General features: G+C 69.9%; 6 protein-coding genes. 1 reads left to right on the forward strand and 5 read right to left on the reverse strand.

What is annotated here, in order from left to right:
* Nucleotides 1–143: 143 nt before the first annotated feature.
* On the reverse strand, nucleotides 144–2,915 hold the full coding sequence (locus DMC18_RS24485) for a Tat pathway signal sequence domain protein (protein WP_110133395.1): 2,772 nt from the start codon (nucleotides 2,913–2,915) through the stop codon (nucleotides 144–146).
* A 116-nt stretch (nucleotides 2,916–3,031) separates the two neighbouring features.
* A complete protein-coding gene (locus DMC18_RS24490) occupies nucleotides 3,032–4,177 on the reverse strand; it encodes a pyridoxal phosphate-dependent aminotransferase (protein WP_110117555.1) in 1,146 nt (381 codons plus the stop codon).
* 92 nt (nucleotides 4,178–4,269) lie between these two features.
* On the opposite strand from DMC18_RS24490, the gene ybaK reads away from it, so the two are divergent.
* Nucleotides 4,270–4,743 carry a Cys-tRNA(Pro) deacylase gene (gene ybaK, locus DMC18_RS24495; RefSeq protein WP_110117556.1) on the forward strand — a complete coding sequence of 158 codons (474 nt, stop codon included), beginning with the start codon at nucleotides 4,270–4,272 and terminating at the stop codon, nucleotides 4,741–4,743.
* A gap of 163 nt (nucleotides 4,744–4,906) precedes the next feature.
* Here the strand turns inward: ybaK and DMC18_RS24500 are convergent, their stop codons facing one another.
* The 3 genes from DMC18_RS24500 to DMC18_RS24515 form a co-directional block, all read right to left on the reverse strand.
* The gene (locus tag DMC18_RS24500) at nucleotides 4,907–5,584 is read right to left on the reverse strand and encodes a hypothetical protein (RefSeq protein ID WP_110117557.1); all 678 of its coding nucleotides are present in this window, start codon (nucleotides 5,582–5,584) and stop codon (nucleotides 4,907–4,909) included.
* Nucleotides 5,585–5,650: 66 nt separating this feature from the next.
* Nucleotides 5,651–6,667 (reverse strand): tRNA dihydrouridine(20/20a) synthase DusA, encoded by a 1,017-nt coding sequence (dusA, locus tag DMC18_RS24505; protein ID WP_370443960.1) that lies wholly within the window; start codon nucleotides 6,665–6,667, stop codon nucleotides 5,651–5,653.
* A 335-nt stretch (nucleotides 6,668–7,002) separates the two neighbouring features.
* On the reverse strand, nucleotides 7,003–7,444 hold a 442-nt coding region (locus DMC18_RS24515), incomplete at its 5' end, for a type II secretion system F family protein (RefSeq protein ID WP_199232634.1).

A 7,444-nucleotide genomic window follows, 5' to 3' on the forward strand; every position in this document is an offset into this window, starting at 1 on the left:
GAGACCCCTCACCCGACCTCGCTCCGCGAGGCCACCCTCTCCCGCAAGGGGAGAGGGATCCGTTGTTTCGCTTTCGCGGGGATTTTACGGGAGGGGGGGATGCACGGAGCCCCCTCCCCTGTTTGCACGGGGGAGGAACCGGTTCAGAACGCATCCTTGCCGGCGTCGCCGCCGTTGGAGCGGCGGGGGGCGGTGGGGAGTTTGGCGCGGGCGGCTTCCAGGGCGTCGCCGACCAGGGCGAGGTTCTGGATGGCCGCCAGGCCCCACTGGGACGAGGCGTTGGTCGAGACGCGGGGGATCTCGACGATCGGCTCGATGACGGCCGGGCCTTCGATGCGGCGCTCGGTGGCCACCGCGCCGATGCCCAGGCCTGCGTCGCCGCTGAAGAACTCCATCCAGGCGCGTTCGGCCAGGGCCGGGTCCTTGCGCTGGAAGGCGGCGTAGGCGGTCAGGCGCGAATGGCCTTCCTTGAGGTTGCGCCCCTTGGCCGGCGCGCCGGTCTTGGCCCGGAACTCGGCGTCGGAGGCGTTGTAGAACTGGCAGTAGTCGAGCCAGGCGTTCTTGTAGGCCGGGTCGTCGATCAGCTGGAACAGCTCGGAATGGACCTCGACGGCGCCGAACACGGCGTTGAGGTGCGAGACGCTGACCTTGTCGCCCGCGCCGAGGAAGCGGCCGGTCTTGAGGTCGAAGTCGGCGCCGCCAGCGAACCACTGCTGCTTGAAGCCCGCGATGCTGTCCATGCCGGCCAGCAGGCGGTCGCGCCAGCGCTTGTCGCCGGTGCGCTCCCACTCGGTGAGCCAGGCCGCGGCGAAGGCGCTCCAGCTGGTGCCGAAGCCCATATCGACGACGCCCGGCGGATGCGAGGCGGGGCCGTTCGGCAGCTTGCGGCTGATATCGACGCGGCTGAGGGTCTCGTCCGAGCCGATCAGGTCGTGCATCAGGTCGCCGACCCGCTCGTCGGCGGTCAGGTAGTAGTAGTAGCGGCGATAGGCGGCGTTGGAGACGCGCGGCTGCTTGGAGCTGTCGGCCCAGTGCTGGACGCCGTGGCGCGTGCCAAAGCCGCGATAGGGTCCGAGATGGCAGACATCGACCTCGCCGGTGTGACGGGTCATGGCCTCGGCGAAGCGGAAGACGTCGGCCCGGCCCGAGCGCACGAACGACAGCCACAGCCACAGGTCCGGCGACAGCTCGGAATTGGCCCAGGCGAAACCGCCGATGTCGTAGCGCCAGACGTGACGGTCGCTGTCATAGGTGTGCATGACGTCGCCGTGGTTCCAGAAGCCGTACCAGCGGCGCTGCTCGACGTCCTTCATGTAGAAGTCGAGCAGGCCGTCGTTCTGGTCCTCGATGACGCGGCGGGTCGGGGTGGAGCGGTCGACCAGGCTCCAGTCGCCGAACACCTGCGCCGCCTTCAGCCGGGCCGGCGTGGCCACCAGGCGCGGGGCGGCGCGCAGGCGGCCGGCCATGGCCGCGAACTCATCCCGCGACGGGGTGGTCGGCAGGGCCCAGAGGGTGATTTCGTTGGTGCGGGCGATGCCCAGCGGACGGCCCCAGCCCTTTTCGTAGTCCTCGTAGGTGATCTCCAGGCCTTCACGCTCGGCGGCGTGGTCGGTCTGGCCCAGACCGTCGTGGTAGAAGCGCAGGTCCATAGCCGGGGTGTCGGGCGACCACAGCCAGATGGTGAACTGCGCCGCGTCGGTGTGGGCGTTGCGGATGTCCAGGCGCGTGGGGCAGCGCTTCCAGAAGTCGGTCAGGGCGAAGGCGACGCCGCCGCTGGCCCCGCCGATATAGCCCAGGCCCGTGGCCCGGCCGCTGGTCACCGCGTCGATCCAGCCGTGGCCGGCCTTGGTGCGCTTCTTGATGCTGAAACCGTCGGAATTGGGCTGGCTGAGGGTGAAGTCGCCCCAGGCCGGGATCAGATCGAGACGCTTGGAGACGGTCGGCGCCATGCCCTCGAGCCCCGGGGTCTTCTGGCCGGCCACCTGGGCGTCGCGCCAGGCCTTGCCGGGATCGCGACGCAGGCCGGTCAGCGGGCGCACGCCCTCGCCCCAGACGCCGTCGCCCTCGCCCGAGAAGCGGACGTGGCGGTCGTAGAGCGGATCGGTCAGGGGCGCGGTCCCGACGAGGCCCAGGCCGCGCAGGAAGTCGCGGTTCTCGTCGCCGTCGAAGACGAAGCTGTGCATGATCCGCAGCGAGCGGGCGCCGGCATAGACGTAGAGGCGCAGGGTGAAGGGCAGCCAGGCGCGCTCGCCCTGGCGGTGATTGCCCTCCAGCTTCACGACGGCGCGGACCGGGCCCTTCTGTTCGACGGTCACGGCGGTGACTTCGCCCTCGAAGCGGGTCTGGGTGACGGGACCGTCGTCGAGGTCGGGCTTGTCCTGGGTCAGGGCCACCAGGCGCACGTCGCGCAGGGTCTCGCGGCCGGCCACCGTGGCGCGGGCGATGACATTGGGACCCTTGCGCGGGATCAGCCAGGACTGCTCGCCGCTGACGATCTCGACCGCGTCGGCGGTCTCGCGCACGGAAACGCCCGAGGCGGGAGCGACCGGCTTGCCGGGCTGGACCTTGAGGGCGACGGCGCCGAGGCCGGCGCCGGCGGGGACGGCGTGGCCGGTCCACTTCAGTGAACCGTCGGGCCAGTAGGCCAGCGGCCAGGTCTGGACGGGCACGATCTGGCCGTCGGCGCCGGCGACCGTGAAGGTCGTCTTGGCCTTTTGGGTCCCCCGCGGCCACGGCAGGCCGAAGGTCTGGCCCTCGTGGGCGGCGGGCGGCGCGCCGTCGAGCCAGCGGACGCCGTCGGCGTCCAGCGCGACGGGGGCCGAAGCGGCGGCCTGTGCGGCCTGGGCGGCGACGGGGACCATGGCCCCGGCCACGGCGGCCGTGCGCAGGAAATCGCGGCGGTTGAAAGGATCCATGGCGGTGCGCCCTCCCGTACCGGGGCGGTCGAGACGCCGCGCAGACGGAAGACTACCCGCCCATTCAACACCGGAACGTGCGCAGGTTTATTCTCACATAATGGATAGTCAATGCATTATTTGGAATATGCAGTTTGAGCCGCGAACCAGGGCGTGATGCGCTCCAGCGCCTCCTTCACCAGCGGCGCCCCGACCGCGAAGCTGAAGCGTATGAAGTGTCGTCCCTCGACCGGGTCGAAATCGAGGCCGGGGGCCGTGGCCACGCCGGTTTCGCGCAGCAGGCGCTCGCAGAAGGCCAGGCTGTCGTCGGTCAGATGCCCGATGTCGGCCCCGATGTAGAAAGCGCCGTCGGGCGGAGCGATGGCGGTCAGGCCCAGCGCCGGCAGGGCGTCGAGCAGCAGCTGGCGGTTGGCGCGATAGACGGCGACGTGGCCCTCCAGCTCATCGCGGGCGTCCATGGCGGCCAGGCCCGCGTGCTGGCTGAGCGACGGCGCGGTCAGGAACAGGTTGCCGACGAAGGCGCGGGCGCGGGTGACCAGATCGGCCGGCGCGACCAGCCAGCCCAGCCGCCAGCCGACCATGCTGAAGTACTTGGAGAAGCTGTTGACGATCAGGGGCGTCGGCTCGAACTCCAGCATCGAGTGGGTGGGGCCGACGTAGCTCAGGCCATGATAGATCTCGTCGGAGACGATGCGGATCCCGCGCTCGCGGCAGACCTCGGCTATGGCCGCCAGTTCCTCGGGCGGGATGATGGTGCCGGTGGGGTTGGCGGGGCTGGCGATGATGACGCCCGCCGGCGCCGGATCCAGCGCGGCCAGGGCCGCGGCGGTCAGCTGGTAGCGGCTCTCCGGACCGCAGGCGATCTCGACCGGCGTCAGGTGCAGGGCTTTCAGGCTGTTGCGGTAGGCGACGTAGCCGGGCCGCGCCAGGGCCACCCGGTCGCCGGGCGAGAAGGCGCTCGACAGGGCCAAAACGAGAGCCGGCGAGGCGCCGCAGGTCAGGATCACCTGCTCGGCCTCGATGGCGACGCCGTAGGTCTCGGCGTAGTGGCGGGCGATGCGGGCCTTGAGCGCCGGGCTCTCCCAATAGCCCATGCCATCGCTGTCGAGCACCTGGTGGGCGCGGGCGATGGCGGGCGCGGGGGCGCCGGTCGAGGGCTGGCCGAACTCCATGTGGATGACCGAAGCGCCCTCCCCCTTCAGCTGGTGCGCCAGGCGGCTGATGCCGATGGCGTGGAAGGGTTCGATCTCGGCGCGGGTCATCGGCAGGCGGTCCGTCGGAAAACAGAGGCCGACTGCTAGACGGGTTTTGCGGTTTGCGCCATCAACCGCGATGGAGTTGGAGGGGATGACCGATGTCCAAGAGCACGCCCGCGACCCTGGCGCTTTCCAAGGCCGGCGTCGCCTTCGAGGTGGCGACCTACGACTATGACCCCAATGCCGAGCGCGTGGGGCTGCAGGCCGCCGAGGCCCTGGGCGTCGAACCCGGCCAGGTGCTCAAGACCCTGATGGCCCAGGTGGACGGCAAGCCGGTCTGCGTGATCGTGCCGTCCGACCGCGAGGTCAGCATGAAGAAGCTGGCGGCGGCCTTCAGCGGCAAGGCGGCGGCCATGATGAAGCCGGCCGACGCCGAGCGCCTGACCGGCTTCAAGGTGGGCGGGGTCAGCCCCTTCGGACAACGCAAGAAGGTGCCCACCGCCATCGAGGACGAGGCGTTCGTGCTGGAGCGCGTGTTCATCAACGGCGGCCAGCGGGGCTTGCAGGTGCTGCTGGCCCCGGCGGACGCGATGGCTGCGGCCGGCGCGATCCGGGCGGCGCTGGTGGCTTAGCCCCTTCGTCGTCATCCCGGCCGGAGCGAAGCGCAGAGCCGGGACCCAGGGGCCGCCGCATCGCATCGGCCACTGGGAGGACGGCGAACCCAAGCGCGGCGCCCAGTCCCCTGGGTCCCGGATAAGCCCTGCGGGCTTTCCGGGATGACGGGCTTGAGGAACGTTAGAACCGGTAGGTCAGCCCGATCTGCGCCACCGGGAAGTACTTGAAGTCCTTGGCGTCGTCGCGGACCTCGGCCTCTTCCTCGCGCAGGCGCTGCTGGAAGGTGGGGTCGTTGGAGAGCGTGCCGCCCGAGGCCGTCAGGTCGACCTTGGGGCTGTCGCTGAACGACACGCCGCCCAGAACCCGGAAGCCCCAGCCGCCGTCGCCGCTGAAGGTGTTATCCCAGCCCAGGCCCAGGAACGGCTGGGCGTCGGACAGCTCGACGTCGCCGGTGATGGTGCCGATCTGGGCGGGGGTGAAGGTCGCGCCGCCGATCTGGGTGTTCTCGGTGGGCGTGCCCGAAAGGTTGATCTTGCGCTTGCCGAAATAGCTGCCGCCCGAGACGAAGAAGCCGCCCTGCATCGGATGCCAGTCGAGGAACAGGCCGGCGGTCTTGGACTTGACCTTGCCGGTGTAGGCGACGCCGCTGTAGGTCTCGTCGTGGTCGAAGTCGAGCCAGTCGCCGCCGCCCCGGACCACGAAGCTGTCGTTCAGGCGATACTGGGCCTCGAGCCCGATACCGGGCGTGCCGATGTTGCCGCCGACGGCGAAGTTTCCGCCGTCCTGGGCCAGGGCCTGAGAACCGGCGGCCGCCAGCAGCGCCGCGCCGACACCCGCCACGAAAAATCGAATCTTCATTTCAGGACGTCCCTTGAAGTCTTGTCGGGCGGCAAACCCTTGAAAGACGGCAAGAGTTCCTAAGGCTCAGCCTGCGGCCGACTCCAGTCCCCTCGCCTCGCGCTCGTCGACGGCGCGGCGGACGGCGTCCAGGGCCTTGTCGACGACCGCGACCCCCGCGCCCTCGGCCACGCCCTCGACGGTGAGGATCCGCCGCCAGGCGCGCGCGCCCGGCAGGCCGTGGAACAGGCCCAGCATGTGGCGGGTGATCCCGGCCAGGCGCCAGCCCTCGGCCAGGCTGCGCTCGATATAGGGGCGGTAGCGCTCGACGGCCTCGAAGGGCGAGACGTCGGAAACATCGAGGCCGTAGACACGGCGGTCGACCGCGCCCAGCAGGCCCGCCTCGTGATAGGCCGCGCGGCCCAGCATGACGCTGTCGACGTGCTCAAGATGCTCCAGCGCCGCGTCGACACTGGGCACGCCGCCGTTGATGGCGATGAACAGGTCCGGGCGCTCGCGTTTGAGCCGATAGACCAGCGGGTAGTCGAGCGGCGGGACGTCGCGGTTTTCCTTCGGCGACAGGCCCTGCAGCCAGGCCTTGCGGGCGTGGACGATGAAGCTGGTGACGCCGGCGGCGACGCACTTGTCCACCAGGGTGAACAGCGCCTCCTCCGGATCCTGGTCGTCGACGCCGATCCGGCACTTGACCGTCACCGGCGCCTTCACGGCGTTCGCCATGGCGGCCATGCATTCGGCCACCAGGTCGGGCTCGCGCATCAGGCAGGCGCCGAACCGGCCGCTCTGCACGCGGTCGGACGGGCAGCCGACATTGAGATTGATCTCGTCGTAGCCGTAGTCCTCGCCGATGCGGGCGGCGGCGGCCAGGTCGGCGGGCTCGGAGCCGCCCAGTTGCAGCGCCACCGGATGCTGGTCGCTCGAATAGCCCAGCAGCCGCTCGCGATCGCCGTGCAGTACGGCGCCGGTGGTGACCATCTCCGAATAGAGCAGCGCCTGCGACGACAGCACGCGATGCAGCGACCGGCAGTGGCGGTCGCTCCAATCCATCATGGGCGCCACGGAGAACCTATGAGCTCGAAATTCCATAATTTTAATCACATATTCAACGAGTTAGATCGCTCGACAAACCGCCGCAGACACGCCATCCGCGCAGTTTTTCTCCACGACCCGACGCCTCAATATTCACATGGCGTACACGCAAATGGCCACCGTTGTGAATCTCTCCTTCCGGATCCTGGCGCGCCATTATCCGTCGGAAGGGTCGCTATATAGGCGAGACGTTCAAATTACGCGATGACGCGAGACGAAAGCTAACCCGGCCGATGATGGCGGGCGGTTGGGCCTTGCCGGAGGCCGATAACCTAAAGCTGCCTCCCTACCGAGAAACGCCGCCGCCCTTGGCGGCCCTGGCGCCTGGCGCCCTACTCCATCACCGACGACCCGAGCTCGGTGACGCCTGACAGCAGCCCGCCCATCATCAGGCCGATCAGCCCCCCGAGCAGCACGATCATCACGGGCCCCAGCAGGCGGGCGGCCGCCTCGATGCGACGCACGGCGGCTTCCTCTTCCAGGCGTCCCGCGCGGCCTATCATGGCGCCGAGCGCGCCGGTGGCCTCGCCGACGGCGGCCAGCCGACCGACGGCGCGGGGGAAGTCGGCCACGCCCTGCAGAGCCTCCGACAGCGCCAGTCCCTGGCGCACCTGATGCAGCACCGGCTCCAGCCGCCGGCGGGCGAGATCGGAGCGCACGCCGCGCAACGCCAGGCGAAGGGCGTCCGACATCGGCGCTCCCGCGCTGAGCATCGCGCCCAGCGACAGCGAAAAGCCGCCATAGACCAGGGCCGCGGTCGTGCGCCGCCACGGG

The sequence above is a fragment of the Caulobacter sp. D5 genome (assembly GCF_003185805.1).
Lineage (GTDB): Bacteria > Pseudomonadota > Alphaproteobacteria > Caulobacterales > Caulobacteraceae > Caulobacter.